The 26,126-nt window shown below is 52.4% G+C and carries 20 protein-coding genes and 4 pseudogenes; 12 read left to right on the top strand and 12 right to left on the bottom strand.

Annotation, left to right across the window (positions count from 1 at the left end; translation table 11 throughout):
* Window positions 1-153 precede the first annotated feature (153 nt).
* The 4 genes and pseudogenes from LKE65_RS06255 to LKE65_RS13540 form a co-directional block, all read left to right on the top strand.
* Window positions 154-348, top strand: a pseudogene (locus LKE65_RS06255) (transposase); the annotation flags it as partial.
* A 248-nt stretch (window positions 349-596) separates the two neighbouring features.
* The gene (locus LKE65_RS06250; protein ID WP_278740754.1) at window positions 597-3,470 is read left to right on the top strand and encodes a TonB-dependent receptor domain-containing protein; all 2,874 of its coding nucleotides are present in this window, start codon (window positions 597-599) and stop codon (window positions 3,468-3,470) included.
* A gap of 596 nt (window positions 3,471-4,066) precedes the next feature.
* Window positions 4,067-4,830, top strand: a protein-coding gene (locus LKE65_RS06245; RefSeq protein WP_278740753.1) for an IS5 family transposase whose coding sequence is annotated in 2 segments (ribosomal slippage) — window positions 4,067-4,409 and window positions 4,409-4,830 — 765 coding nt in all. Because the reading frame shifts where the segments join, the coding sequence is not laid out codon by codon here.
* 371 nt (window positions 4,831-5,201) lie between these two features.
* Entirely contained in the window at window positions 5,202-5,429 is a 228-nt protein-coding gene (locus tag LKE65_RS13540) for an integrase core domain-containing protein (RefSeq protein ID WP_408744085.1), read from the top strand.
* Here LKE65_RS13540 and LKE65_RS06240 read toward each other — a convergent pair.
* From LKE65_RS06240 to LKE65_RS06225, 4 genes and pseudogenes are all read right to left on the bottom strand, one after another.
* A complete protein-coding gene (locus LKE65_RS06240) occupies window positions 5,381-7,915 on the bottom strand; it encodes a phosphocholine-specific phospholipase C (protein WP_278741780.1) in 2,535 nt (844 codons plus the stop codon). The two genes, LKE65_RS13540 and LKE65_RS06240, sit on opposite strands and share 49 nt — an antisense overlap.
* 268 nt (window positions 7,916-8,183) lie before the next feature.
* Window positions 8,184-8,348, bottom strand: a pseudogene (locus LKE65_RS06235) (IS5/IS1182 family transposase); the annotation flags it as partial.
* A 41-nt stretch (window positions 8,349-8,389) separates the two neighbouring features.
* Window positions 8,390-9,289 (bottom strand): FecR family protein, encoded by a 900-nt coding sequence (locus LKE65_RS06230; protein WP_278740752.1) that lies wholly within the window; start codon window positions 9,287-9,289, stop codon window positions 8,390-8,392.
* Window positions 9,267-9,833: an RNA polymerase sigma factor gene (locus tag LKE65_RS06225; RefSeq protein ID WP_165925229.1), complete on the bottom strand. Its 567-nt coding sequence runs from the start codon at window positions 9,831-9,833 to the stop codon at window positions 9,267-9,269. The genes LKE65_RS06230 and LKE65_RS06225 overlap by 23 nt, the downstream gene beginning before the upstream one ends.
* Window positions 9,834-10,353: 520 nt before the next feature.
* Between LKE65_RS06225 and LKE65_RS06220 the strand changes: the two genes are divergently transcribed.
* Complete coding sequence (locus LKE65_RS06220) at window positions 10,354-11,802, top strand: alkaline phosphatase family protein (RefSeq protein ID WP_165925228.1); 1,449 nt, start codon at window positions 10,354-10,356, stop codon at window positions 11,800-11,802.
* Window positions 11,708-12,190, top strand: a complete 483-nt coding sequence (locus tag LKE65_RS13535) for a c-type cytochrome (protein WP_408744034.1) — start codon at window positions 11,708-11,710, stop codon at window positions 12,188-12,190. The genes LKE65_RS06220 and LKE65_RS13535 overlap by 95 nt, the downstream gene beginning before the upstream one ends.
* A 207-nt stretch (window positions 12,191-12,397) precedes the next feature.
* Here the strand turns inward: LKE65_RS13535 and LKE65_RS06215 are convergent, their stop codons facing one another.
* Window positions 12,398-13,372: a GNAT family N-acetyltransferase gene (locus LKE65_RS06215; RefSeq protein WP_278740751.1), complete on the bottom strand. Its 975-nt coding sequence runs from the start codon at window positions 13,370-13,372 to the stop codon at window positions 12,398-12,400.
* 283 nt (window positions 13,373-13,655) lie between these two features.
* On the opposite strand from LKE65_RS06215, the gene LKE65_RS06210 reads away from it, so the two are divergent.
* Together LKE65_RS06210 and LKE65_RS06205 are read left to right on the top strand one after the other, a co-directional pair.
* Window positions 13,656-14,419 (top strand): IS5 family transposase gene (locus tag LKE65_RS06210; RefSeq protein ID WP_278740088.1). Its coding sequence is split into 2 segments (ribosomal slippage): window positions 13,656-13,998 and window positions 13,998-14,419, totalling 765 coding nucleotides; the frame shifts between segments, so codons are not numbered across the junction.
* 121 nt (window positions 14,420-14,540) lie between these two features.
* Window positions 14,541-14,859 (top strand): annotated as a pseudogene (locus LKE65_RS06205) (IS701 family transposase); the annotation flags it as partial.
* A gap of 30 nt (window positions 14,860-14,889) precedes the next feature.
* Here the strand turns inward: LKE65_RS06205 and LKE65_RS06200 are convergent.
* From LKE65_RS06200 to LKE65_RS06190, 3 genes and pseudogenes are all read right to left on the bottom strand, one after another.
* Window positions 14,890-15,083, bottom strand: a pseudogene (locus LKE65_RS06200) (transposase); the annotation flags it as partial.
* Window positions 15,084-15,143: 60 nt separating this feature from the next.
* A complete protein-coding gene (locus LKE65_RS06195) occupies window positions 15,144-16,841 on the bottom strand; it encodes a Na+/H+ antiporter (RefSeq protein ID WP_086647239.1) in 1,698 nt (565 codons plus the stop codon).
* 99 nt (window positions 16,842-16,940) lie between these two features.
* Entirely contained in the window at window positions 16,941-17,486 is a 546-nt protein-coding gene (locus LKE65_RS06190; protein WP_095350222.1) for a DUF4142 domain-containing protein, read from the bottom strand.
* A gap of 496 nt (window positions 17,487-17,982) precedes the next feature.
* Here LKE65_RS06190 and LKE65_RS06185 point away from each other — a divergent pair, with 496 nt between their 5' ends.
* On the top strand, window positions 17,983-18,480 hold the full coding sequence (locus tag LKE65_RS06185; RefSeq protein ID WP_086647243.1) for a hypothetical protein: 498 nt from the start codon (window positions 17,983-17,985) through the stop codon (window positions 18,478-18,480).
* A gap of 31 nt (window positions 18,481-18,511) precedes the next feature.
* Here the strand turns inward: LKE65_RS06185 and LKE65_RS06180 are convergent, their stop codons facing one another.
* Window positions 18,512-19,417, bottom strand: coding sequence for a LysR family transcriptional regulator (locus LKE65_RS06180; protein ID WP_278740750.1), 906 nt, complete (start codon window positions 19,415-19,417; stop codon window positions 18,512-18,514).
* Window positions 19,418-19,567: 150 nt separating this feature from the next.
* Between LKE65_RS06180 and LKE65_RS06175 the strand changes: the two genes are divergently transcribed.
* Entirely contained in the window at window positions 19,568-20,341 is a 774-nt protein-coding gene (locus tag LKE65_RS06175) for an SDR family oxidoreductase (RefSeq protein ID WP_095350217.1), read from the top strand.
* Between the two features lie 239 nt (window positions 20,342-20,580).
* Window positions 20,581-22,875: a TonB-dependent receptor gene (locus LKE65_RS06170; RefSeq protein WP_095350216.1), complete on the top strand. Its 2,295-nt coding sequence runs from the start codon at window positions 20,581-20,583 to the stop codon at window positions 22,873-22,875.
* A 28-nt stretch (window positions 22,876-22,903) separates the two neighbouring features.
* On the opposite strand, the gene LKE65_RS06165 is transcribed toward LKE65_RS06170, so the two are convergent.
* On the bottom strand, window positions 22,904-24,043 hold the full coding sequence (locus LKE65_RS06165) for an MFS transporter (protein WP_086647235.1): 1,140 nt from the start codon (window positions 24,041-24,043) through the stop codon (window positions 22,904-22,906).
* Between the two features lie 201 nt (window positions 24,044-24,244).
* Window positions 24,245-24,784, bottom strand: a complete 540-nt coding sequence (locus tag LKE65_RS06160) for a DUF1269 domain-containing protein (RefSeq protein WP_086647234.1) — start codon at window positions 24,782-24,784, stop codon at window positions 24,245-24,247.
* Between the two features lie 201 nt (window positions 24,785-24,985).
* On the opposite strand from LKE65_RS06160, the gene LKE65_RS06155 reads away from it, so the two are divergent.
* Entirely contained in the window at window positions 24,986-25,384 is a 399-nt protein-coding gene (locus tag LKE65_RS06155) for a hypothetical protein (RefSeq protein ID WP_086647233.1), read from the top strand.
* A 140-nt stretch (window positions 25,385-25,524) separates the two neighbouring features.
* On the opposite strand, the gene LKE65_RS06150 is transcribed toward LKE65_RS06155, so the two are convergent.
* Window positions 25,525-26,121, bottom strand: coding sequence for a histidine phosphatase family protein (locus LKE65_RS06150; protein ID WP_253527672.1), 597 nt, complete (start codon window positions 26,119-26,121; stop codon window positions 25,525-25,527).
* Between the last annotated feature and the right edge of the window lie 5 nt (window positions 26,122-26,126).

The following is a 26,126-nucleotide window of genomic DNA, read 5'->3' as shown; positions in this document are numbered from 1 at the left end:
TGACAATTTAATGAAAATGCCAAGCCTGGAATTCATTCTTTGAGATAGAAGATGAAGGTTACGGCTATATGAATTGCGGACATAAAAGTATGAGTGCAACGGCCGTATCTGTTGTCTACACGCCTTCAGTTTTGCAGCTTTGCATCTATGTTTTCGAAAGGCAAACGTCCTCCGTTTCATCCGGCACTGGTCTTCATGACCCTGGTCATCCAGAACTTGAGCGACCTGTATGATGAACGGACGGAATACCTGATTAACGATGGCCTGTCCTTTATACGTTTCCTTGGTCTTGAGCTTTCAGATCGTGGGGCTAGCTTCAAAACGGTCTGCCTGCTTTCGCGTGATCTGGAAATAGAAAGCAACCATGCCGGGACAATGAAGACTTTCTGTTGCTCTTGCGCAACTTACTTGCCTGAAAACTAAGGATATCCTCACAGCCCCGAGGAAATTAGCCATCACGGTTTTCAGCAGATGTTTTGTTTTCTGCACATTCCGGCACTACCTGCGTCTTAAAATCGTCACAAAAAAAGACGGCGGAAAAACGCGCATGCAGGACTCTTTGGAGTAGATGGTCTGTCTCAATCAAGGTTGCAAGAATGTCTTTCCTAAGCCGATCTCGCCTGCTCGCCCTGTCGTCCTCCGTCGCATGCTTCGCTCCAGTTAGTGCCGTTGCTCAGGATCCACAGAGTGTTTTCGCAATTCCAGCACAAAAGCTGACATCTGCTTTAATGGCATTCAGCCGCCAGACCGGGCTACATATCGCATTTGATGGTAAGGTTGCCGATAACCTGCGCTCGGTTTCACTATATGGCAAAATGGATAACTTGAAGGCGCTCCATAAACTTATTGGCAACCCCGCTTTTAAAATTGACGCATCAAATCCGGGCGTCATTACGCTACGTACAAAAACGTCTAAACAAAAGCATAGTTTAGAAACAAGTGGCGAGGATAACCTGACTGTACAGGGGCATAGGCGCGAGCTTCGGACTAAACGTAATTTTGCAGGTGTTGTAGACACTGTCACCTATAACGACCTTTCCAACCTTGGTGGCGCAACCTCCTTGGCACAGCTACTGACACAGTTACCTGGTGTGACCGGCATTCGTAACGGTGATGAACCCCGATACATCAGTGTGCGTGGTGTGTCCTCAGACCTGAACCAGACAACGCTTGATGGCATAACGCTTGCAAGTATCAGCGATGGGGGCAGCATCAGGCGCCGTGTTAATCTGCAGAATATACCGGCTGAAATGACGGGAGAAGACAGTATTTATAAAACCTTTACTGCCGAGCAGGATGGTGGCGCTATCGGCGCGGTTATTGATATGAACCCGCGTAGTGCTTTCGACCACAAAGGGTTGTATAAGTATATTGATATTTATGGCATTTACGGAACAGAAAAAGGGTCTGCTGGCGCGAACAGAATACCCGGCATGTCTCCCCATTTGGGTCGTGGGGCTAAAGTCGTTCTTTCCGACAGATTTGGTAAAGACAAGGAATTTGGTTTTATGACCTCATTCCGTTACCAGATGCGTACGCGCAATACGAGCAAGACTTGGCAGGAAGACAGTTACAACTTTTATAATACATCAGGGAAGATTCTTAAGCCGAATGCGTCCAGCACTCCTGGCTGGAATGGTATGACAGCGCCACGCTATGTGGATAGCGGAACATATTCCAATGATCTGAACACATTAGGAGGTGCTGCCCGCCTGGAATGGCACCCCAAAGATAGCGGCTTCGAAGCTTCCGTTATGGGTTATGCATATCAGAGATGGGAAAACTCCTTTATGGAGCATAATGAATACCTTCTCGATGATACAGGGATATGGAACCAGACTCCTACGACTGGTCGTGAGTATATTTACCGAGCACGGACCATTGCCCGTAAAGACAACTGGAAAATGAACACAAACGGTGTGCTGGGTAATTTAGGATGGCACGACGATGTTTCTACTCTTAAATTGCGGGCCGGATACACATGGGAAGATTACTATGACCATGAGCCGTATATCACAGCCAGATCTTATCCAAGTGAAAAAGGAAGTAACGCGATTTTTGCTGATTACTATATAGATAAGGACAATGTCGCAACGCTTACAGATATTAGCGACATGAATAAATTACTGAATAGTGGCTATAAATATCAGTATATACAACAGGAATTTGACCGAGATCATGAAGGTATGACGAACGTCCGCCTGGACTATACGCGCAATCTCAAGCCTAATTCCCTTGGGTTTGGTTTTGCGAGCGGGTTTGAATGGCGCAGCCTTAATGCGACCAATTCGTCAGACCAACTCTGGTATAAACCTGGCGGCAATGCAGCTTCAAGCATGTTTATTCCAGACATGAAAAATCCTAATGGGCCGTTTGTAGACGTGCAACATTTCCCATGGAATCAGCAAACGCTGGACGTAACAAAATCCAGAAATTACACCCAACTGGCTTACTTCCGGTATCAGGAACAGCTTTTTGATGGATATGTCTCGCTTCATTATAAATGGCGTCATTCACAACTTATTGCTGGGGTGCGCGCGGATTCTGTCAACTTCAATGCATTTATTCCTGAAACGGACGGAACTAACCCAACAGGTAATATTAATAAAAAGAATAGCGGGTATATCAATCCTCTGCCGTCTTTGACGTTTGTGCATGAATTCCCAGAAAATCTGATACTTCATGCTGTTTACAGCCAGTCTGTCGGTCGTCCACAACCGACTGATCTTGCGCAGGCTGCACAATTTAGCTGTGGCAATTCGGATGATACACAAGGGCAGGTGAATTGTTCGCTGACGCAAGGCAACCCTAATCTAAAGCCTCGTCAGGCTCAGAATTTTGACGTGTCAATTGATAAATTTTTCAATCATGGAAATGGCGTTGTAAGTGTCGCGTATTTTAACAAAATGATCAAACATGATATTTACACGACAAGGGCAACAGAACTTATCAATGATCAGCTCACTTACGTTAAGCAGCCACGTAACGCCAACAATTCGACACTCATGGGGGTTGAGGTTTCTTTTGTTAACCGAAACATTAAAGGTCCATGGAGACAGTCTTTCGATATTAATGCTAGCGGAACATGGATGCAGGGCCGCATGACATATGAAGGGTCTGGTGTGTCCTACAAGCTGCACCAGTTAGTCGAGCAGCCGAAATACGTCTTTAATGGAAGTGTGACCTGGCATATTCCACAAGTCCGTGGCGCAGTGAAAGCATCATTTTCTTACTCTGCCAAATATCTTGAGGGGCTGAATGATGATCCGACGCAAATCTATGGTTACGGCTCTCAGCCGAGTTTGGACATTGGTGCCTGGCATGACATTACAGACAGCCTGCGTATAAAATACGAGGTTTACAATCTAGCTGGCTCACATACACGCATGTATTATGGTGAGAACCTCAACCGCCTTGAAGCAAAAGAAAGTTATGGCCGCAGCATTTATTTTGAGCTGGTTTATAATTAACTCTATGGTTGTATTTTGTGTCATGAGTAAGCGCGTAGAGCACCGGTCTGATGTGTTCGTCCAAGGACGGACCATCTGAGGAAGTGAGCGAGGCTTCTCTGCGTTCAGCAAGCTTTACGATGAATAGCCTGATTTCCTGAATGTACGAGCGGCCGACGATTATCGTGTTTTGCGTTGAGTTTTTCTGATACTGGACACTCGCCATGGTAATCCCTCCATAAAAAGAGCTGTTTTTAGAGGGGAATTTTCTCACCGTAAGAATGAGGAGATTCTGATGAAAAGTGATCGCTTTACTGGTGCACAGATCATGGCGGCGCTCCGTCAGCCCAGCACCGGGTACTGGTCGGACAGGCTGCCACGCATCATGAAGTCACAGTGTCCAGACCGGTCGGATTTTGGGGATCTCGGATCCTGCTTTCGTTATCGTCCACGACTGGCAAAGGAGAACGACAGGATTACCGATTTTCTGGAAAGACTGAAATAGAATCACAGCATTTTGTATCTGCGCAATGTGCGGATCTAGGCTCAGGACCTATTAATTTATTGAACTGGACGAACGGTTGTGATTCACAGGCTTACCGATGGAAGGTGGGCCTATGAGTGATGTGTTTATGCTATCTGAGCGCCAGATAGAGCGGATTGAGCCGTTTTTTCCTCTGGCGCACGGAGTGCCACGCGTGGATGACCGGCGTGTTCTGAGCGGGATCGTTTATGTGATCCGTAACGGCCTTCAGTGGAAAGACGCTCCGAAAGCGTATGGTCCGCACAAGACTTTATACAACCGCTTTATCCGGTGGAGCCGCCTCGGTGTTTTTGACAGGATCTTTGTCGCCCTGACAGAACAGGCAGGCCGTTCGAAGCGTCTGATGATCGATGCAACACATCTCAAGGCACACCGGACATCGGCGTCCCTGCTCAAAAAGGGGCTTTTTCCCGCCATATCGGACGGACAAAAGGCGGCCTGAACTCAAAGCTTCATGCCATATGTGATGGACAAGGGCGTCCTGTTCGCCTTCATCTGACTGCGGGACAGGTCAGTGATTTCAAAGGCGCTGATGCGCTGCTGTCGGACCTGCCGGATGAGACAGAGGAAGTCATCGGCGATCGGGGATATGACAGCAATAAAATCAGACAGTCTCTCGCAGAACGCAATATCACCGCCTGTATTCCGCCGAAGAAGAACCGGAAATCAAAGCCACCTTACAATTGGCGTCTGTATAAAAAGCGCCATCTGATCGAAAACATGTTCGCAAAGCTGAAAGACTGGCGACGGGTGGCAACACGATACGACCGCTGTGCTCATACATTCATGTCCGCAATCCAAATCGCAGCAAGCTTCATCTTCTATCTTAAAGAATGAGTCCTGAGCCTAGGCCCAGTATCATAAGCGGGGTTATCGGGAACTGGCACTCAAACTGTGAACTAAACCCCGTAAGCATCTGATACGCGAAAAATCTAAAAGGCTGTTAGTCCCTGCCCTTCTCAAAAGGATCCGGTCCATGGACTTCATGCCCGACAGGCTTTTGGATGTTTGTACCTTTCGGTTTCTGAGCATCCAGGCTGACTTCAACCGTGGAGGACCGACGATTGAGGTTGATTTTTCCTTACCGGCCTGTTGGGTTGTCCGTTACCTGAAACTGGTTATGAAGTAGCAGACCAGAGCCTATCCGAGTAGATAATGGCTCTGAATATATCAGTCATATGTTGATTTAATAGGCCGAAAAGCAGGGGATTACTGGGTGCTATACGCAACCAAGTAATCCGCAGCAGAACGCCTATATCGAACGCTATAGCAGAAATGTACGGCAAAAATTGCTCGAGCAGTATCTGTTTGAAAGCATTCAAAACGTGCAAGAGGCCCCAACACAATGGCTCTGGATAGATAACTATAACAGAATAAGCATGGGGGGTTACCGTGACATGTCCAGTCTCTCGTTGTTTCTCTCAGGAACCGGATAAACATTACCCATTGCTGGATCCGTTTCTCCCGGCTTCCTGGTTTCAACCCGACCGGCAAAATGCCACAGAAAATCAGAATCATCCGGGCTAGTTAAAACAACATCATACCACATTGAAGATTTCGTCAGATCAAATGTAAGCTCAGTGCTCTGCCCGGGCTGCAGGGTGGTCATTTTTTGCCCTTCCTGACTTTTCAGCACACTCATAATGTTCGCCGGTTTCGTTCCCCGATTGGTCAACCGCAGGACAAAATCTTTCTTTTTGGCGAGGAGGTAAGCAGATTGGATATGAAGCTGTGGGCCTTGCAACTGCCCTTTATACCCCCGATAAAAACCATTCGGTGCATGGACTGAGACATCGTACACTTGGCGTTTAAAAGATGACGTGTCGAAGGGAATATTTAACGTATCCCCCGCTGCGACAGCATAGGTGGCTGCTTGCATGCTCGAAGCAGTTTGAACATCGTGATAATACACATTGAAAGGTAAACCAGCTGCATGGTTTCCATGAATCTTGGTGCCTGCCTGTAGATGCAGAGTAATTGTGCCTCCGTTTTTTTCGATACTACCGTCACAATAAGGTTCATATGGCAAAGCACAGGATGGGCGGGTGCCAGCCTCCTGCTTGATCGTGTTGCGAACGTCTGTGGGAAAAGTGCGCAGCGCCGAGACTTCGGTCGCCGTAAGGGGACGAAACCCACCCGGCATGGGTTGATCGCGCGCGCCTTCAATCATGTGTAAATGAGTATCGCGGTTCAGGTACGGTAAAGTCGGAATTGAGCCATCATAAGGACGGAAACACGACGTGAGGTTACCACTAATCGCCCGTCGCCATGGCGAAATATTGGTCTCTCTAACAGTTTTGCCGAACTTTTCCTGAATGAATGACTCCAGAAAACGCAAGGTTGACGTGTGCTCGAAAAGCTGTGAATTCACCCAGCCACCTCGGCTCCACGGTGAAGCAACAATCATTGGCACGCGAAAGCCAAGCCCAATCGGCCCAGTACGGGCCAGACGACTTGGTACTCCCATATCCATTTCATCCTGAGCTGTCGTATATTCGAGCCCGTCCGGACCAATACTGGCTGATGACCGTCCTGTTTCAGGGCGCTTGGGGTCAGGCGCGGTATATGAAGGGCAATGGTCAAAATATCCGTCATTTTCATCATAAGTTATGATGAAAATGGTTTTTTTCCATACTTCCGGATTTTCCGTCAGAATGTCCATCACTTCTGACACATACCATGCGCCGTACCACGGAGAACTTGGATGGTCGGAAAAGTGTTCCGGCGCTGAAAGCCAGGACACCGTTGGCAATTTGCCTGCTTTTACATCCTGACGAAACTGGTACAAAACATCGCCTTTAGGGGCCTGCATATGCAAGTTATTTACCCCATCATTAAAAAATAAATCTTCAAGTTTCCGATAGTTATTGTCTCCGCTATTAATAACAAATGCTTTTTCAAAAAGATTACGCTCTGAGTCCGACAGTTTTTCTTTCGTTAAGTCAGAAACAGAACGTCTACGCAAAAGGACCGCAAGCAGGGCGCGTGCTTCAGCTAACTGTTCGTTATGAGACTCAGACGTAAGCATCTCTCGCTTATGCAACTGTTCGATATCATTCTGACATTCGCTAATTCGTGCCTCCAGCCAGTCCCCAAAACCCGGATTGGCCGAAACGCAATATTGATCAAAACATTCTAGAATATTTGTGCTAAAATTACTGAGCCATGCATCTTCTGCTTCACTCATGCCGCCGGTTTGTGTCAGTTCATTTTGATAATATTTCCAGGAAATACCCGCTTTTTCTAACCGCTCGGGGAAGGTCGTCCATGTCATCCCCCCTTCAAGAATTTCGTCATTGCGCATATACACCTTTGACGAGACATCCTGTTGATTTCTTACCGTTCCGGTCATGAACAACAGACGATTAGGGGATGTGCCTGTCATTGCACCACAATAATTCTGGTCACAAACAGTAAACGCATCAGCCAAAGCGTAGTAAAAGGGTAGATCTTCGCGGGTATAATATCCCATCGTCAAAGGATATTTGCCATATCCCTTGTGATGCGATTTTTTGGCATCAATCCACTGATCATGTCCGCCATTATTCCATGCGTCAACCTGACTGTCACGGGAATGAGGAATTGAGCCCATCCATGTTACACGTGTATCCTTGATGTTCAAACGCCATGGTAGGTAAGTTTTGCCCGATTTGCCGGTTTGGGCAAAAACTGAAACTCCGTCTGGTTGGCGCATTGCACGGGGGTCGTTAAATCCCCGAACACCTTGCAGAGTACCGAAGACATGATCGAAAGAGCGGTTTTCCTGCATAAGAATAACGATGTGCTCGGCATCTTTCCATGTTGAACCAATATCCGGCGCAATGGCAAAAGCCCGCTGAATGGAAGAAGGCAACACTGAAGCAGACCCGGCAGCTGCTCCAGACAAGAGGGCGTATTTTAAAAAATCTCTACGTGTTGTCACCGTCATACCCTCGCGTTCGTCTTATGAAAAAGATCAGGCTGCTGGCAATGATGCATATAGCCGAGCACTTTGTGGCAAAAAATATCCTGTATCAAAAATGCTGCACTTATGAGGGTGCGAGACGGCTCATTTCGGCACCCCAAAAAAGACATGACTGCATCCTTGTGTAACAGAAGCATCTGCCTTCAATGAGTCGTCGGCATTCCCATTTCCGTCGTTTTTTTTTGTGACAGTAATAAGACACGCATCCCGATGCTCAGCTCAGGACTTATAGCCAGAGCATGACAATTGCAGCGAGGCAGATGGCCGAGAAGAAGGCGATTGGGTATCTGTCATAGCATGTTGCGCCCCGTCTCCTGCCCTTGAGCCTGCCGAACATGATCGCGATACGGTTGCGGCGTTTGTATTCCCACTTGTTGTATTTTACCGGTTTCCCGCCTGCCTCCCATATCCATGGGCCCTGAGCCCAAGAAGCTATTCCAGATAAAAGTGATGTGCGTCCTCTCTTACCCGTGCACCCGCAATGCTTCGGGCTGCCTGGACAAATATATCAGGTCGATTAAGATCGAATAAGCCCGAGAGCCTCTGATCGCCCAATCGAAAAGAAGAAATGATCTGTTTCTGATTGTAGCGATTGAAAATATCTGCCGCTTCGGAAATAGTTTCTGTTTCGAGTGCTATTTGACCTGTTGTCCATGCGAGCAGACGGACAAGTTCATCCTTATCCAAATGACTGAACCGTAATGTTCCGCGTGATGTCACCGTAATACGAGTGCCTGTGGTAAGACATTTAGGATCGGATATGCTGCGCCCCCACACATGTGCACTGCCGTTAATCACAACACCGCTTTCGTGATTCTGACCTTGAGAAACCAGCAGACTGCCGTTCACTATAAATCTCAGATTGGCTGTTTTCACCAGCTCGTCGCACGCGGTAACGTAACAAAGACCAGAAATTACACGGGTGTCACAAGAGCTGTCTTCAACTTTGGTATGACAGTCTAGTATCAGTTTTCTACGCCATTTTTCTGGAGTATACAGAATATTCCTATGAGTTTCATAGAAAATTTTTGCTTCTGTTGTTTCTGACGGCACAAAAATGGCACAAAAAAATGCAGCTGCCGCTGTTGAAACAACCATCCGTCTGGATGGAAGTTGCCGTCTCTGGCTCCAGCCGGCGGTAGGAGACCGTAATGCCTGCGCTCTGTTTGTCGCGTGCCATATAGCCTGACATCGCAGAAACGCACCTTTATGCCGTACATCCTCACGAATCCAGTTCTGCAACAGACGGTCTTCTTCTGCTGTCAACTGTCGCCTATCAAGACGTGCGATCCATTCTGCTGCAATCTGGTCAGGAGTGGCTTTTTTTGTCATTACCCACACCTCCTCTTATGGGTATTGCCTGGCTTTTGTCACGCTGGGCATAGAATTTTGAAATGGAAAGCAATGCGCGCGCCAGTTGTTTTTCAACACTGTTTTCTGAAATTCCACGATTTTTTGCACAATCTTTTTGTGTGAACCCGTTAATCTTGCGATCAATAAACACGTTACGACAGCGCTCAGGCAGACGTTGGATTACTGAATTCAGAAACCTCAACTCTGCTCTAGCATCTGCCACTGCTTCAAGTGACGGCATATGATCTGCCAACAGATCGTTCTGTACATCAGCCAGAGCTACTATTTCTACAATACGAGCCTTTTTATAATGTTTCAAAATAAGGTTCCGGCAAACCGTATAAAAATAGGCAATAGGATTGGAAATATTATCAAGCTCAGCTTCCGCCATGATGACGTAAGCTTCCTGAATGATGTCATCTACCTCGATCTGAGGAAAGCGACCAAGCCATGTTCTCACCACGTGCTCATTCGGCAGAATATGTTTCGCGAACCAGTAGCTGTAATGTTGATCGCCAAGCATAAAGACGCCCCACCCTGAATGCGTAGGACGTGTAGCATTTTATCATTCTTTGTTTGTGAACGTTTTATGACAGAATATGAAATCACTTTTGACGCAATCTCTCTGGCGCGCTGTGAACGCTTGGAATCCCGCCAAAACACAACGAGAAACAGACTTCACTCTTTCTTGGGGGCTGAAATCAACCTTTCACTCAGCCGTGCAATTCGTTTCAATCATCATCCTGCTTAACTAACGACATGCCGAAAGGGCGCGCGTGCTGTTGCGTCTACACAAAACTCAGTTTCTGTCCGCAACACCTTTTATGACACTTATGTTGCATGCTTGCTGACTGGTTGCAAAGTCTCAACAGAGAGCGCAATGCATACCCTAAATACATGACTTCAGTCCCATAGTTTTATATTTTTCTCTTTAAAAATCTGGTTGTTTTTCGTTTCATTCTTGTTGCCGGTCATAAGCTGTAGCATCTTTAAGCGTGATTGAACGGCGTATATGTATAGATAAAAGCAGGAAGCGCTAATCTATGTTTCGCTCACGCCCGTCAACGCGCCGCCGCCTTATAACAGGTGCCGCCCGTCTAGCAGCGCTTAGCTCTGCTGCAACTCTTATGCCGCCTCATGTGCGCAAACTTATGGCCCAAACGCCTAAGCGGGCAGGGTCGCTCAAAGACATTAAACATGTTGTCCTGCTCATGCAGGAAAACCGTTCTTTTGACCATTATTTTGGTACTTTGGCTGGTGTGCGCGGGTTTAACGATCCAAACGCTCTAACCCTTAAAAACGGCAAAAGTGTTTTTTACCAACCAGACCCGGAAAATTACCATTCAGGCTACCTGCTGCCTTTCCACCTTGATACTAAAACAACTAACGCGCAAAAACTGCCTTCAACCAGCCACGCATGGAACGTGCAGCATATTGCATGGAATGGTGGCAGAATGGATCAGTGGCTCTTAGCCCACCGTTTGGTCGATAAAGAAAATGCTCCTTACGTTATGGGCTATTTCAAGCGTGAAGATATTCCATTCCATTATGCCCTGGCCGATGCTTTTACAATTTGTGATGGCTACCACTGCTCGGTTCTTGGCCCAACGGGACCAAACCGCTTGTACTACATGACCGGCATGATAGATCCAGACGGCACCAGTGGCGGCCCCAGTACTAGCAACATTCGACCACAAGAAGGCTTTGCCTGGAAAACCTACCCAGAACGGCTGGAAGAAGCCGGGGTAAGCTGGCGCGTCTACCAGTGCGGCAAACATGGTCGCCCCTTTAATCAGTTGCAACATTTCCGGCAGTTTATGGATGCGCCCCATAACTCTGCCCTGTACCGTAAAGGTGTGCCAGAACCGTCTGAAGGTGAGTTCGAACATGATGCTTTGCATGATCGCCTGCCAACGGTTTCTTGGCTCTGCCCCCCCGACTGGGCATGCGAACACCCTGACTACATGCCCGCTGCCGGGGCTGAATTTATCGCGCAAAAACTCAACGCACTCGCTGCCAACCCAGACGTATGGGCAAAAACGGCTTTTATTCTCAATTATGATGAAAATGACGGCCTGTTTGATCACGTACCCCCGCCGTTTGCCCCCGACGGTACATCCGGAGAATATGTTGATAAATGGCCTATTGGGGCAGGCTTTCGCGTACCTTGCATCATTATTTCTCCATGGACAGTAGGCGGCTGGGTATGCAGCGAAACCTTTGACCACACCTCAACACTCCAATTTCTTGAGCGTATAACAGGCGTGCGCGAACCTAATATTACCCAGTGGCGGCGTGATACGTTTGGAGATCTCACCTCAGCCTTCCGTTTTGGAGCAATGCCAGAAGCCGCGCCAACTCTGCCGCCCACAGCAGACTTGCTCAAGCAGGCAGAATATGACGCTGAGCATTTCAGTGATCCTGTTTTTCCAGATAAGCACCAAGTTACCCCCAAGCAGGAAGCCGGCACCCGCAAGCGGGTCGACCAGTAAAAGAGTGCCCAGCATGCGACAAAGCATACTGCGTGTTACGCGAATGACTGCGTGTGGCCTCTTGGTGGCGTTTCCCGTGCAAGGGCTTGCTGTGCCGCAGCCGGCGGGCATTACTGCCACCTCACAACAGGTGGCGTATGGGGTTGCGCTCTACAAGCAGCGTTGTGGCGCATGCCACAACACCCCCTCTCGTAGCTTGGACGAGGCCCCACTCCTTGCGGGCTCAGCGTTTGCGCAAAAATGGTTGTCACGGCCTGCCGTGTTGTTCCAAAAAATCCGCTATTCTATGCCGCAAGATAATCCCGGCACCTTAAGCGATGAAGAAGCCACAGCCTTAGTCGCGGCGTTAGCAAGTGGGGGTATTAACGGCAAAGCCCCTACAAAATAAGAGATGGGCGCAGGACGCTACAGCTGTTCGTCCGTGATCCGATTTCTATCCATGGCATCGACAGTCATCATCTCCGTTGATTCTTCCGGCTTGTGTTTTTTGCTCAACGAATCATATGGTGGCTGAGCTGCTCAATGAGCTAATCATCAAGAAAACTTTGGAAAACACATAGTGTCATCTGGTACAAGCTATTGTACACATCACGCGCTAACTGACAGCACGGCCTAAAATCTTATTTTTAAAAATTTTCAGCGTGCCATTCGCAGATCTTTCCCATTGCCGAAGTATGGACGCGCCTAAAACTTGCGGGCGAACAATGGGAGGCAGTCCAAAGCTGGCAATCATTTTTGCAGATTTTGCTGAGGCAAAACTGTCAAAATCAAATGTAAGACCTTTGTTATGGGCGTATTCTATACTTTGCCAGATCAGGAGCATGTTAGAGCCGGCAATAGTGGCTCCACGATCTCTGGCTGATTGCCAGAAGTACAGGTTGTTCTGGTCCCAGATTAATACGACAGCCGCAATCAACTGATTATGCTCATCCCACGCGCTCATGACACAGGCTTGTTCTCTCTGGCAACATGCGTCAAAAATTTTTTTCATACGCGCAAAATCGTGACTATTTTGGGCGCGAGGCTGGTCAATGAGAGAGATACGAATAAAATCGTCCAAATTAGTATTACAGACGACGGAGAGTTTTTTATCTGCTGTTCTAATCAGATTGCGTGTTTTTTGATCGCAATTATCCCATACGTCTTTAAGAGGGATATCCAATGGAACACGAAATGTGAAAGCCTGACCAATTGTGAACTTGCATAAAGAAAAAGCAAATGCAGTTTCATCTTCCGGATCAAGACTTATATGCAAGCTATCGTAAGGTGGTATTTTTTTTACTAATTCGGCAATGGTATTGCGAATATTCTGCGCGCGGCGAAATGGCTTGGATGGAGGCAAAAATAAGCGTGGCCCAAGGGTTCGTGTATAAGGAGGACGTGTTATTATTTTCATACCCAAATGCGTTTGCATAAAAATGGCTAGATCACCAATAACAAGACCATCTTTTTTAACTTCAATCAGATCGTAATGCCCATCTGTAGCAGCATTAAGCCACCACTCTTGATGAAAAATTGAAAAAGGACTTTTCTCTGTTACCTGTTTATTATTAATCATGATATTTCCCATAACCCCTCCAAGATTGAGCGGTTTCCGTCTTAATTTTATGAACATACTTCATTTTCTCGGGAATAGTGATCTATCCCCATCGACTGGGCCGTTTCGTTTATTAGCGGATTAAGTTCATCACCGCCAGATCCGGGTGGAAGTGGAGTGCCCTAAAACCCTTCTGGCTTTAATGTGCCCCCTGTGATTCCATCTTTCCAACGTGGATTTTAGGCTCAGGACCTATTAATTTATTGAACTGGACGAACGGTTGTGATTCACAGGCTTACCGATGGAAGGTGGGCCTATGAGTGATGTGTTTATGCTATCTGAGCGCCAGATAGAGCGGATTGAGCCGTTTTTTCCTCTGGCGCACGGAGTGCCACGCGTGGATGACCGGCGTGTTCTGAGCGGGATCGTTTATGTGATCCGTAACGGCCTTCAGTGGAAAGACGCTCCGAAAGCGTATGGTCCGCACAAGACTTTATACAACCGCTTTATCCGGTGGAGCCGCCTCGGTGTTTTTGACAGGATCTTTGTCGCCCTGACAGAACAGGCAGGCCGTTCGAAGCGTCTGATGATCGATGCAACACATCTCAAGGCACACCGGACATCGGCGTCCCTGCTCAAAAAGGGGCTTTTTCCCGCCATATCGGACGGACAAAAGGCGGCCTGAACTCAAAGCTTCATGCCATATGTGATGGACAAGGGCGTCCTGTTCGCCTTCATCTGACTGCGGGACAGGTCAGTGATTTCAAAGGCGCTGATGCGCTGCTGTCGGACCTGCCGGATGAGACAGAGGAAGTCATCGGCGATCGGGGATATGACAGCAATAAAATCAGACAGTCTCTCGCAGAACGCAATATCACCGCCTGTATTCCGCCGAAGAAGAACCGGAAATCAAAGCCACCTTACAATTGGCATCTGTATAAAAAGCGCCATCTGATCGAAAACATGTTCGCAAAGCTGAAAGACTGGCGACGGGTGGCAACACGATACGACCGCTGTGCTCATACATTCATGTCCGCAATCCAAATCGCAGCAAGCTTCATCTTCTATCTTAAAGAATGAGTCCTGAGCCTAAATAATATAATTATTTATTTTGAATATTTTATATTTATCTTCACCTCACGCGGAACGATAGTTTTATGTTGCTTATTTTTATACTGGGGTGTTCATCCTCTCCATGAACAGGGGGCAGATCGCACCGTTGTTTACGCAGAAGCATGTTGCGGCTTCTGCGTGCGCCTTCCTTGACGTTCTAATCGGCAATGAACCACGCAAGGCGGGATGGATGCGTGCGGAAGCCGCAGGATATCCCGCTCCATAGCGGCAATAGGCGCTTCTGGGGTTGCGAGCAGTGGAATGCCGATGCCTTGTGTGATGTCGTCAGGGAGCATGTGGTCGAGCATCTGGGCACTGCAGGTAGCGCCCCTATCATCGGTGAGACCGGTTTTCTGAAGAAAGGTCAGGCGTTCTGCAGTGTAGGACAGCAGCATACGGGCTCTTCTGCATCATGCGGATGAATACCCCGTAACACTCCAGCGGTTGTAGAGCGTCTTGTGTGGACCGTATTCCCGGGGGAGGACATCACGCCAGCGCAGACCCTTTCGGTTCGCGAAAATGATCCCGCTCAACACACGATGGTCATCAATGCGAGGGTTGCCATGGCTCTTCGGGAAAAGAGCCGCGGACGATCCATCTGCTCGTCCGTAAGCCCATACAGGTCACTCATCTTCGGTCCCCTCAAGAGGTCTGAGCCCAGACACCCTGCCGCCTACGGATACCTGTCGGGTCAGACCTCCCTTGGGAGGCGCTGGGCGAGGGCGTGAATCACTTCCTCCTCGTAATCCAGTTCTTGCTGTAGCTTCCACTCTGTCTGGTCATTAATGTCCTGCTGGGCCACCAGTTCACGCATGGTCTGGCGTTCGGCCCGCAGGATTTGCAGGCGCAGGGCCAGTTCCATACGGGCATGCCGTATGGCGTTGCGCCTATCGGCCTGGGCAATGCGGGGGGTGGCGTCCTCCTGCTCCAGCCGGGTCTGGTAGAGCTTGGTCAGGCGGGCAATAACCTCCACACGGGCGGCCTCCAGAGCGGCTTTCTCCTCCTCCGTTTCGGGCGGGGTTTCTATGGCGGGCATGGTTTCGGCCTTGCGCAGCAGGTCCAGTGCGGCACGCAGCAACCGCTGGCGGGCCATGTTTTCCTCCTGCGCATTTTTATCCACCAGTTCGGCCGGGATAAACTTCAGGCATAAGGGAATAATCACGCTGGCAACCAGCAGGGAAAGAACAATAACCCCCGCGGCAATAACCACCACGGCTTCACGCGTGGGGAAGGACATTGTGCCATCCTCCCCTGTAGGCAGGGACAGCACCGCCGCCAGCGTAACCGCACCACGCACCCCGGCAAAACTCAGCAGCAGGCTGGCGGCAAACCCTGTGGCCTCGAACGGAATATGGTTGATCCGTGCGGAAGCCCAGCGGCAGGCAATGGACAGCCAGACCCCCATAAACCGCATGACCAGCATAATGCAGTAAATCTGCACCACCAGCAGCCCCAGCCGCCACATGCCCACATGCTGGGCCAGTACCAGCGTATGCGCACTTTGCAATAGGTTAGGGAGTTGCAAGCCAAGGAACAGAAAGATCAGCGCGTTAAACACGTAGCTGACCATGGTCCATACCGTGGTGGATTGCAGGCGGGTGCTGGTGGAGGCATCCTCCACAATCCCTGAAAGCTTGACCACCATACAGCCCGCAACCGCGGCCAGAATGCCCGAGCACCCCATGGCTTCCGCCAGAGCGTACATCAAAAACGGCAGAAGCAGTACCAGCACAATCTGGGACTGGGTTTCATCATACCCGGAGCGGGTGAGCATCTTGTTCAGGCGGGCGGCAACCCAGGCGACAATCCCCCCAATGGCCAGCCCTCCGAACGCGACCAGCAAAAACGTGCCAAACGCCTGCTGGTAGGAGAACTCACCCGTAAGCGCATCGGCCATGGCAAAACGGAAGCAGACAAGGCCCGAGGCATCGTTAAACAGCGCCTCGCCTGACAAAAGCTGCAACAGCCGTGTAGGCACCCGCCTGCCCTTGATCAGGCTGGATACGGCAACCGTATCTGTGGGGGACAGGGCGGCCGAGAGCGTAAAGCAGACCGGCAGGCTCATGACCGGCAAAATCCAGTGAATGGCATAGCCACACAGCAGGGTGCTGAGCACCACCAGCCCAAAGGCCAGAAACAGGATTGGCCCACGCAGCTCCCCAAACTCGCGCAGGGGCATACGAAATGCATCCGCGAACAGAAGAGGCGGCAGAAACACGAACATGAACAGTTCGGGGTGCAACTGCACATGCATGCCCGCAAGCCCGGCGCAAACGCCCAGAGCGATCAGAATAACGGGCTGCGGCACCTTTTGTTTAAACCGCAAGGTTATCAGGCTGCTCACAGCGGTCAGCAGTAAAAGCAGCAGAATGAATTCGATTGTCAGCATGGTGCATGCCCTTTGCGGGGCTTCATGTTTTTGTGCAAGCCATTATCAACTCACAGCCTCATAAAAGACTGCATGCACCTTTCCCGTGCAGGCAGGCCCCTAGCGCATGACGGCCTGATAATCCGCCAGCCGGGTCTGCACATCCCGCGCGATTGCGACCAGATCGGGGTTTTTGGAGGTGGCAATCTGGCTGGCAAGCACAGGCTTAATTTTGGCATGTGTAGCCGTAAAGTAGCGGATGTAATGCCTGTCAAACGCAGCACCCTGCCAGCGTTGCAGGCGTTCGATCTGTTTTTGTTCGGGGCCAGATGGCTGGGCAGGCAGGGTCAGGGCATGGGCCGCAGCCACCTTGGCCAGCCGGGCTTGCAGCGCGCCTATGTCCTTGGAGATCGTCTCCCCCACAAGGGCAATATCGTTCCGGGCGGCATGGGTTCTGGCTATGTTGGCCATGCCAATCTGGGCAAGGTCCATGGTGTTGAGCTTTTGCACAAAAACGGCATCCGCTGCACTGAACGGAGCAGGCTTTGCCAGAGCAGGCAAGGGCGGAGCCGCAGGCTGGGAGGGCGTAACATAGGCGCACGCCCCCAGCAGCAACAGCATGAAAGGGGAGAGCGCAGCCGCCTTATGGCGGAACAAAAACAACATAACCGGCAGTTCTCCCTTACAGGGGCCAGAGGTGGGGCGGCAAGCACACCCAATATTGAAAACAATGTTTGCAATAAGCAAACGGGCAGACGTCACTTGTGATTTTTATATCCACAACAGATGCCACACCCAGTGACCACACCCCTTATGATGAAAGCATATAACACGGATGGCAAGACTGCGGCGGACGCATTTATAGCGACCGCCCCCATAGGGCAGGACTGCCCGGTGCCCGATCTATAATAGCGGACACAGCATATTTTACTGGCACGGTTTTATTTTACACTTTGTTTGCGCCTTGCATCGCGCGCACAGAACACAGTAGGCTGGGCGCGGAATGTGTGCCATGCGGGGGCATGCGCCAAGTCTGGCTATTGGGATATGCCTTTATATGAACTGTCGTCTTTTAAACACCCTTGCCCTGTCCTCCCTCTGTCTGGGGTTGAGCGGGTGCGGTTACTTTGACTCGCGTGCCGCGCATAAGGCGCAAGTTACCATGATCGGCATGACATCATACGACCTGCAAGCCTGCGCGGGCCTACCCTCCGCCACAAAGCAGTTAAACGATACAACACAGATTTTTATCTATAACGGCACACAGCCCCAGCCCAGCTATGGGGGCTCCACGCTTATTCCGGTGGGGGATATTGTCACCACCATCAACCAGCTTGGGGGTGGGGGTGGCACCACCTGCTCCGCCGTGATCCGGCTGGACCATGACCGGGTGGCGGATGTGCATTACACCGGCAATAATGATGAGCTGATTGGCTCGGACGGGATCTGCTCCATTATTACCCGCGGCTGCTCCCGCCAGCCGGAAGGCACAATGAACAAAAACACAGGCAGCCTGCTGTTTGGCCCTGTTTCGGCCTTCCATGAGCCCAAGGGCCCCAATCAGTCTGCCGGGTCCACCTACTCCTCCCAGTCGGGTACGGTTGAACTTAACCCGGACCCCAACTCCAAAAATCCGGTTATTATCCCCCGTCTGCCCTGAACCCTGCGTACTGGCCCGCTGCCATGGCGGGTCAGAGCAGATGCTGGGCCAAAAGCCCTTCCATCCACCCGGCAAAAGCCTGCACGCGGGAGGAAAGGTGCCGCCTGTGGGGGTAAAGCAGGTTTACCGGCATGGCGGGTGCGCACCAGTGCGGCAACACCGCACATAACTCCCCGCTCTGCACCAAGGGCTTTACATCATATTGTGGCACCTGAATAAGCCCCAGCCCGGCCAGACAGCAGGCAATCTGGGTTTCCGCACTGTTCACGGTTACGGGGCCGGGCAGGTCCAGCGTGTGGAGGGTTCCGTTTTCCTCCCACTCCCATGCCTCCACCCGCCCATTGGCGGGGGACATGTAACGCACGGCAACATGCCCATCGCGCGCCAGATCGGCCGGGGTCCGGGGTATGCCGTGGCGGGCAAGGTAGGCGGGGCTGGCAACATTGAGCAGGCTCATACGCCCCATGCGCCGCGCGATCAGTCCTGAATCATGCAATGTGCCTACCCTTAGCACACAGTCCAGCCCCTCCTCCGTCAGGTTTACCGGCCTGTCCGTTACCCCCAGTTCAAGCTGAATATCTGGATGGGCCGCAACAAACTCCGGCAGTGCTGGGGCAACAATCAGGCGGCCAATACGCGCAGGCAGGTTAACCCGCAGCACCCCACGCACGTGCCCGCGCTCGCGGCGGAACAGGTCCTCCGCCTCGTCCATATCCGCCACAAGCCTTACGCAGTGTTCGTAAAACGCGCGTCCGTCTGGGGTGGGGGTTACGGAGCGGGTGGTGCGCGCCAGCAACCGCGCCCCCACGCGTGCTTCCAGTGCCTGCACGGCGGTCGATACGGTGGAGCGTGGCTGGCCCAATGTTTCTGCCGCACGGGTAAAACTGCCCGTTTCCACCACGCGCGCAAATATGCGGCATTGATCTATACGGTCCATTGACCTGCCCCCTGCCCCACCCCGGATTATTCGCAAAAGCTGACAGGTCTTATCATATTCCGCCGCTTTATTGGTAATTTACAAATGATACTGTGCCCGGACAGAAAAAACGGGCCAGCGCCTGTTTGCACCAGCTAAGGCAGCACAGACATGACCACACACAGCATAACCGGCAAAACCGTTCTGATCACAGGTGGGGCCAAAAACCTTGGCGGAATGGTGGCCCGTGATCTGGCAAGGCATGGCGCCCAAACGGTTGTCATTCACTACAACAGCTCCGCAACCGAGGCAGATGCCAAGGCCACAGCGCAAGCCGTGCGCAATGTTGGCGCAAAAGCCTTTGTTATTCAGGCAGACCTGACCCAGCCCGGAGCCATGGCCGATCTGTTTGAAAAAACACGACAGATGACGGGGGGGCTGGACATAGCGATCAACACCGTGGGCAAAGTGCTCAAAAAGCCCATAGCCGACACAACGGATGAAGAATACGATGCCATGTTCGCCATTAACACAAAGGTGGCGTTCCAGTTTATCCGCGAAGCCGGCAAACACCTGAACGACAACGGCAAACTGCTCAGCATTGTGACCTCCCTGCTTGGTGCTTACACTCCATTCTACAGCACCTATGCAGGTGCCAAGGCAGCCGTGGAGCACTTTACCCGCGCTGCCTCCAAGGAGCTGGGAGCACGCGGTATTTCGGTCAACGCCATTGGGCCTGGCCCCATGGATACCCCGTTCTTTTACGGGCAGGAGGAACCAGAGGCCGTTGCCTACCACAAGAGTGCCGCAGCACTTTCCCCCTTCAGCCAGACAGGGCTGACAGAGGTGGAAGATATTGTGCCCCATGTACGCTTTATGGTGTCCGATGGCTGGTGGATGACAGGGCAGACCATTCTGGTCAACGGTGGCTACACAACCAAATAACCTTTTTATAATAAGGGTTTTTTTCAAACGCCTCTCCCCCACCACCTTGTGGGGGAGAGGCGTTTTTGTATGGCATGGTGCTGTATAGGGCACTGTTTGAGGTGGGTCTGCCATGCGTTGCACAAATGCAACAGAGGTTGGTCCTGTTTGCGGTGCGGCGCATAATTTGATTGTTATGTTATATTATAACTAATAGCTATGCGGCCCTTGGCTCACTCCAATTCAGGCGGCATGTAATTATGACCTACCGACCATCTGGTCTTCTCCTCTGCTCTTCTTTTTTGAGCAGCCTGCTGGCAACAGGCCATGCAGCAGCAGCCCAGACGGCCACGACCACCACGCAGGTCACAGCCACGACAACCACAGGCACACTTGCAGGCACTGGCACCCCGGCCACGGCCAAAAAGCCCGTGCGCAAAGGGGCGGAAACCGTGCAGGTTATCCCCCACTCCACCACGCATGAGGCGGAACAGGTTATTGTAACCGCACATCTGGACCGTGCCCGTTCCGAGCTGTCGCCCACCACGGGGGCCAGCGTGTACCATTTCAGCCGTCAGGCGCTGGAGAATATTCCCGGTGGGGATAATGCCCCGCTTAATCAGGTTCTTTTGCAAGCTCCGGGGGTTGCGCAGGACAGCTACGGCCAGATCCATGTGCGCGGGGACCATAACGAAGTGCAGTTCCGCCTTGATGGCGTGCAGCTACCCGAAGGGCTGAGCGTATTCGGGCAGGCACTGATGACCCGCTTTGCCGATAACATGTCCCTGACCACAGGCGCGCTGCCCAGCCAGTTTGGCTTCCTGCAGGCTGCCGTGGTGGATATTACCACCAAAAACGGTACGACCAATGCAGGGGGGAACCTGTCCATTTACGGTGGGGCACGAGATTACTTCTTCCCTTCCCTGCAATATGGTTTTCACAAAGGAAAGTGGGATTTTTTTGCCACGGCGGACTTTGTGCATGACCGCGTGGGCATAGAAAACACCACAAGCTCATTTAACGCCCCACATGACCTGAGCAACCAGTACCACTTTTTGGGCCATGCCCGTTATACGGTGGATGAAGATACGCGGATCAGCCTGATTGCAGGCATTTCCAACGCGGAATACCAGCTCCCTAACAACCCCGGCCTAACGCCCGATAGCTGGAGCCAAAACTACACACCTCCCGCAGGGGCCACTACCAACAGCGATAGCCTGAACGAACACCAAAAGCAGATTACCGACTTTGCCGTGCTGGCCCTGCAAAAGGAAATTGGAGCTTTTAGCCTACAGGATTCCGTTTTTACCCGCTACAGCTCCCTGCGCTACTCCCCCGACCCCACGGGGGACCTGCTCTACCTTGGCAATGCCCAGCGGGCCGCGCGCTCGGTCTTTTCCACCGGCACCCAGCACGACGTAACCTGGCGCGCAGCGCGCGACCATACTGTGCGCTTCGGGTTTCAGGTTTTTGTGGAACGCAATGTTTCGAGCACCACATCAACCGTTTTCCCACAGACCAATGTTGGCAGCACCCCGCCCACATACGGCCCCAACCCCTTTAATGTGTATGACAGCAGCGGCAAAACCGGCATGGTTTATGGCGTGTACGCGCAGGACGAATGGCGCCCCTTGCGTAACCTGACCATCAATTACGGCCTGCGTTTTGATGGCGTGAGCGAATACACCGCCGAACACCAGTTTAGCCCGCGTGTAAACCTTGTGTGGAAACCATGGAAAAACGGCACCCTGCACGCAGGCTACTCGCGCTATTTTACCCCCCCACCGTTTGAAATTGTAAGCGGGGCATCGCTTACCCATCTGTACGGCACCAGTGGCGCACCCAATTCGCTCACAAACAGCAAAGTGCGTGCCGAGCGCGACCATTATTTTGACGCAGGGTTTGACCAGACCATTCTGCCCGGCTGGCATATTGCCTTTGACGCCTATTACAAACTGGCCAAGAACCTGATTGATGAGGGCCAGTTTGGCGCCCCCATTATTCTGAGCGGCTTTAACTACCGCCATGGGCAGGTAAATGGGTACGAAGTCAGCACCTCCTACGACCGCGGCCCACTCTCCCTTTACGGTAATTTTGCATGGTCACGCGCCATTGGTAAAAAAATTACCAGTGCGCAGTTCAATTTTGACCAGGGCGAACTGGACTACATCAGCAGCCGCTGGGTCCATCTGGACCATGACCAGCGCTGGACCGCATCTGCTGGAGCAGCATACACATTTTTCCACAAAACCCGTGCTCCGCTACGCCTGTCCGCCACACTGGTCTATGGCAGTGGCCTGCGCGCGGATGATGATGCAAACGGCATCCCCAACGGGCTTGCATTAACACCTTATGCTACCGTTAATTTTTCTGCCGTGCAGACCATTCACAACACCTTTGGCTCGGCATGGCAGGGGGACACGCAGCTAAGGCTGGATGTGATCAATCTGGGAGACCACACCTACATGCTGCGTGATGGTTCGGGCATTGGTGTTACCGCACCCCAATACGGCCTGCGCAGGACCATACTGTGCGGTATATCGCAAGGGTTTTAACAACCGGGGCTGAATGGGCACACCCCGTTCAGCCCTGTTTTCTGCCACTCACCACAAACCGTCCGGCCCACAGCACCAGCAGGGCAAGCAGAGCAATACCCGCACTCCATGCCAGCACCGCGTAAGGGCCGGCGGCACCCAGCACGACCCCGCCGCATAAAGCACCCCCACCAATACCGGCATTAAAGCCGGTCACGCTAAAGGAGCATGCGGCCTCGCGCTCATCCGGAGCCAGTTCCATGGCGTAACTCTGGGGGGCCATGTTCATAACCGCGCCAACAATCCCCCACACGACCATATCCACCCAGACCAGACCGGGCCACCAGCCTGCCGCCACCATAATGCCGTGGCTGGCTACAAGCGCCGCCGTTGCCACACCAATCAGCCGTCCGGCAGAACAGGGTAGCCGCCCCCCCACCCAGTTGCCACCAACCCCCGCAACGCCATACACCAGCAGCAGAACGGGAATAAGCCGTTCAGGACTATGCGGAATGGTTTGCAGGAGCGGGATGATATACGTGTAAGCCGTAAAATGCGCGATAATCACCAGCATTGTCAGCACGGCAATATAAACGAACACGGGCTGGCGGAGCAGGCGCAGCAGGTCCAGCCGCCGCCGCTGGGCCGGCATGGCGGGCAACAGCACCAGAGCTGCGGCAAACACCGCCAGAGCCCCTGCACCGCAGGTTAAAAAAGCCGCACGCCAGCCCAGCCATTGCCCAATGGCGGACACAAGGGGAATACCCCCGGCAAACCCCACCGCAACCCCTGTAAAAGCCCAGCCCGTGGCCCGTGCCACAGGTATGTCTGGCGCCAGACGGACCGCAACCCCCGCAATAACCGACCAGAAAATACCATGCCCCAATGCCAGCATAATGCGTAGCACGGCCATGAGCGCATAATTGGTGACAAAGGCGCAGGCTATATCCACCCCGCCAGCCAGCAGCAGCAGGCTGGCCACAAGTACCCGCCGGTCCACGCCAGAAGTCAGCAATGTTAGCGGAATGGCCGTTAACGCCACCAGCCAGGCATAGCCTGTAACCAGCAGCCCAACCTGAGCGGGGGATACATGCAGCCCCTGTGCAATATCGGTCAGCAACCCAATGGGCATGACCTCGGTCACAAGCCATATGAACGCCCCGACCGAGAGCATGACAAGACGTACCATGGCAGCATAACCCGACAGAATGGAAAAGAAGGCAGACGTGCCCCTACTATGCCAGCCCCGCCTGCACAACCACGCAGAAAACCGTAAGGGCAGGCACGCTCTACTCAGACACGGCACGCCCGATACACCGACCCATAAAAACAGGGGGTGGCGGGCATATGCCCGCCACCCCCTGCATGCACCGCATTAAAACGCTGGAGTTCAGGCCACAGGCTGGGCGGGGGCTGAGGCATCGCCCAGAGCCGCCTTGAGCCGTGCTTCTGCTTCGGGGGAGAGGGATGTCTGCAAAATACGGGCATGGCCTTTGAACTGTTGCAGATCGGCCAGAACCTTATCCGGCTGGGATTTGCGCACCAGCACAAACAGGGCAGAGGTGTTGGGGGGAATGGTGTCGCTCAGTTTGGTAATAAACCCGTCATCAATCCCGTAATCGGACATCTTGCCTGCCAGAGCGCCTGCACCGGCCCCAACGGCACTGCCAATAACAAAGCCTGCCAGCGGGTTAAGGCACAAAAGCCCGACCACCGCACCCCAGAACCCGCCAGAGAACAGCCCCCAGGATGCACCCGCTTTTTCCAGATTAACGCTCTGGTGCAAACGCGGCTTGCCGGTGGCATCCCGCGTGACCACAACGGCATCTTCCAGGTCTAGCAGGTATTCTTTCTGCAAGGTGTGGCATTCGCTCAGCACCTTGGCGGCGTCATCAATATGGTCAAAGCCCAGCACGATCAGATCAGACATGGTATTTCCTTGCTTTTGCGGCTTTCCCCCAAAAAGGGGCAACCACGTGAACCCTACGTAATGTAGGGAGCGGGCAAGGCCTTTGCCAGAGTGCTGCGCACAGGGCTGCCAGATGTTTTTTATTTAATATTCCGCCCTGCAACTCCACCGCCCTGCGGTCCGTTGCACCTGTATCTCCTTTTTTAACAACAGGGGGCTACCATGACATTCCTTAACACCGTCTCCAATGCCATCACGCATGTGGGGGATTTTATTACCGGCGCCACGGGCGACAAATCGGGCCTGATGACCGCACTGAACGAAGTGCTCGGTCCCGTCCCCCGGCCCGACCTACCCAGTAAGCTGGAAAAACGCGCACAGGCCATGGGCATGATCAGCACCATACGCCGCTGGCAGAGCGCGCCACACAGCCCACCCGCAACCGAAGCAGAAGTGCGGGGATTCTTTTTGCAAGAAGAACTGGACTGGTTTTCTGAACAGACAGGCCTTTCCGACCTGGCAACCATGAAGATGATCCGCAAGATGCTGCCGCAATGCGTCAGGCTGCGGGCCATCCATGACCCGTCCCTTTTCCCGCAGCCGCCCACGGTTCGGGAATGAACCGCCAACCCGCCTGACCTGATGTGGCAGGCATACGATGCCCCCACATCAGGCACGGCTCTACTGTACCGCACCGGGCAGGCACGCTGGCCCAGCACAGTTAACAGGTGCAAAAAAACCTTCTGGCCAGAGGCGTAATATCAGGGGAGTTCGCTCAGATTCCACCCGGTCTGTGCATCATGCACCGCGCTGAGCGGAATGGCGTTGGGCAGGCGTACATTGGCTGGCAGGGCCATAACCGCGCGCAAGGCCCGGAACAGCGCCCCGTGGGCCACCACCAGAGGTAACCCATCTGCTGCCGTGGCGCGGTTAAGCGCACGGGCAGCTCTGCTTTTAAGCTCGGCAAACGGTTCAGCCCCCGGTGGGGTGTACTGCTCGGCTATCCAGTCATCATACCAGTCGGCAATCGGCTGGCCTTCCTGCTCGCCAAAGCAGACCTCGGCCAGATCCTCATCCACGCTCAGGGGGAGTTGCGGCAGGCCGTAGGCGACCAGTTCATCCCGCACAATCTGGGCCGTACGGTGGGCACGTTCGAGGGGGGAACACACAATGCGTGTAATGGCTCCCGCCCCTTGTGCGCGTATGGCCTGCTCGATCAGCCTGCCAGCCTCCACCGCCTGATCAATCCCGGTCTCGTTCAGCGGCACATCCGTACGCCCCTGAGAAAGACCGGCCCTGTTCCAGTCCGTCTGACCGTGCCGCAGATACCAGTATGGACGGGGGAGAAGCACGGTCATGGCAC

Origin of the sequence: Acetobacter fabarum, assembly GCF_022483405.1 — a bacterium.
Classification (GTDB): Bacteria; Pseudomonadota; Alphaproteobacteria; order Acetobacterales; family Acetobacteraceae; genus Acetobacter; species Acetobacter fabarum.
The sequence above is the reverse complement of the archived record's forward strand: the minus strand, read 5'-3'. Positions and strand labels throughout refer to the sequence as shown.

Coding starts and splice junctions, on each gene's coding strand:
- LKE65_RS06250 (WP_278740754.1), top strand. CDS start 597: ATGTCTTTCCTAAGCCGATCTCGCCTGCTCGCCCTGTCGTCCTCCGTC.
- LKE65_RS06230 (WP_278740752.1), bottom strand. CDS start 9,289: ATGACAAAAAAAGCCACTCCTGACCAGATTGCAGCAGAATGGATCGCA.
- LKE65_RS06225 (WP_165925229.1), bottom strand. CDS start 9,833: ATGCTTGGCGATCAACATTACAGCTACTGGTTCGCGAAACATATTCTG.
- LKE65_RS06220 (WP_165925228.1), top strand. CDS start 10,354: ATGTTTCGCTCACGCCCGTCAACGCGCCGCCGCCTTATAACAGGTGCC.
- LKE65_RS13535 (WP_408744034.1), top strand. CDS start 11,708: ATGACGCTGAGCATTTCAGTGATCCTGTTTTTCCAGATAAGCACCAAG.
- LKE65_RS06215 (WP_278740751.1), bottom strand. CDS start 13,372: ATGGGAAATATCATGATTAATAATAAACAGGTAACAGAGAAAAGTCCT.
- LKE65_RS06195 (WP_086647239.1), bottom strand. CDS start 16,841: ATGCTGACAATCGAATTCATTCTGCTGCTTTTACTGCTGACCGCTGTG.
- LKE65_RS06190 (WP_095350222.1), bottom strand. CDS start 17,486: ATGTTGTTTTTGTTCCGCCATAAGGCGGCTGCGCTCTCCCCTTTCATG.
- LKE65_RS06185 (WP_086647243.1), top strand. CDS start 17,983: ATGATCGGCATGACATCATACGACCTGCAAGCCTGCGCGGGCCTACCC.
- LKE65_RS06180 (WP_278740750.1), bottom strand. CDS start 19,417: ATGGACCGTATAGATCAATGCCGCATATTTGCGCGCGTGGTGGAAACG.
- LKE65_RS06175 (WP_095350217.1), top strand. CDS start 19,568: ATGACCACACACAGCATAACCGGCAAAACCGTTCTGATCACAGGTGGG.
- LKE65_RS06170 (WP_095350216.1), top strand. CDS start 20,581: ATGACCTACCGACCATCTGGTCTTCTCCTCTGCTCTTCTTTTTTGAGC.
- LKE65_RS06165 (WP_086647235.1), bottom strand. CDS start 24,043: ATGGTACGTCTTGTCATGCTCTCGGTCGGGGCGTTCATATGGCTTGTG.
- LKE65_RS06160 (WP_086647234.1), bottom strand. CDS start 24,784: ATGTCTGATCTGATCGTGCTGGGCTTTGACCATATTGATGACGCCGCC.
- LKE65_RS06155 (WP_086647233.1), top strand. CDS start 24,986: ATGACATTCCTTAACACCGTCTCCAATGCCATCACGCATGTGGGGGAT.
- LKE65_RS06150 (WP_253527672.1), bottom strand. CDS start 26,121: ATGACCGTGCTTCTCCCCCGTCCATACTGGTATCTGCGGCACGGTCAG.